The sequence below is a fragment of the Rhodococcus sp. 05-2255-3B1 genome (assembly GCF_002258545.1).
GTDB lineage: Bacteria > Actinomycetota > Actinomycetes > Mycobacteriales > Mycobacteriaceae > Rhodococcoides.
This window is the reverse complement of sequence record NZ_NOZC01000006.1, coordinates 1-525: the sequence shown is the minus strand read 5'-3', so window position 1 is coordinate 525 and position 525 is coordinate 1. Positions and strand designations below refer to the sequence as shown.

Below are 525 nucleotides of genomic sequence, written 5' to 3'. Positions count from 1 at the left end.
TCACGTGGTGGGCGTGGCACCACTGTGCGGGGCGGCCGCACATGACGCAGCATCGGTCGCGGATGGTCAGGGCGATGCGTTGGTCGTCGGTGGCGAGTCTGGTGGTGCGCCCGAGCGCGAGCGGGACGCCATGGTGGTCGACGATCACCGGGGTGAGGTCTGCGTCGCAGGTGAGAAGTTCGGCGAGGGAGCGACCGATCGGGCCGGTCCAGTCGAGGTGAAACGGCCAGTCCGCATCGCCAGGCTCGGGAACGGACTTCTCCCTCGCATCACTACCACCGGCAGCGACACCACCGTCGGTGCTGCGACCGACACGACTCTCGGGAGAGTCACCGGTGCATGAACGGTCGCCGGCACCAGAACTCCCTCTGGCGCGTTGACCGCGGCCCGTGGCTCGATCGGGACCGGCGTCGGTGTCTTCGGTTCGTGAACCGCCGTCGATACCAGCACTCTCGCTGACGCGGTGACCGCCGTCAGCACCACCATCGGGACCGTCGTCGGCATTACTGGTTCGTGAGTTGCCGT

At 67.8% G+C, this 525-nt stretch carries 1 protein-coding gene; it reads right to left on the bottom strand.

Going from position 1 to position 525, the window contains the following annotated elements; all coding sequences use genetic code 11:
* Positions 1–199 (bottom strand): 13E12 repeat family protein (locus CH249_RS04155; RefSeq protein WP_256988095.1); only part of this gene is annotated, 199 nt, incomplete at its 3' end.
* Between the last annotated feature and the right edge of the window lie 326 nt (positions 200–525).